Below are 480 nucleotides of genomic sequence, written 5' to 3'. Positions count from 1 at the left end.
AGGCGTAGCGCTGTTCATCCACCCCGTTCGCCCTGAGCTTGTCGAAGGGCTCCATGCAAGGAGCGCCCTGGCTTCGACAGGCTCAGCCCGAACGGTGGGTCGTTGAATAGCCGCATGAGGGTCAAGCGTGGCTGGGCAGGCACTGCAGCAGGGCGGCAGGCCAGTCGGACTGGTGTGCCCACAGGCGCATGGCTTCGATGTCGGGCGCCAGGTAGCGGTCTTGTTCGAGAAAGGCCACGCGCGCGCGGATGGCGGCGAACTGCGCTTCGACCAGGGGCGAGCTCTTCAGGCTTCTATCGAACTCCATGCCCTGCGCGGCGGCCATGGCCTCGATGCCGACCACCACGGCGGTGTTGTTCACCATGTCGGCCAGGCGGCGCGCGCCGAAGGTGGCCATGGAGACATGGTCCTCCTGATTGGCCGAGGTGGGCAGGCTGTCGACGCTGGCCGGGTGCGCCAGCGACTTGTTCTCGGACGCCA

General features: G+C 67.1%; 1 protein-coding gene. It reads right to left on the bottom strand.

What is annotated here, in order from left to right:
* Positions 1-121 precede the first annotated feature (121 nt).
* Positions 122-480: aromatic amino acid lyase (locus QZH66_RS18400; protein ID WP_305807232.1), on the bottom strand; the 359-nt coding region annotated here is incomplete at its 5' end.

This window comes from Stenotrophomonas sp. YIM B06876, assembly GCF_030711595.1.
GTDB lineage: Bacteria > Pseudomonadota > Gammaproteobacteria > Xanthomonadales > Xanthomonadaceae > Stenotrophomonas.
The sequence above is the reverse complement of the archived record's forward strand: the minus strand, read 5'-3'. Positions and strand labels throughout refer to the sequence as shown.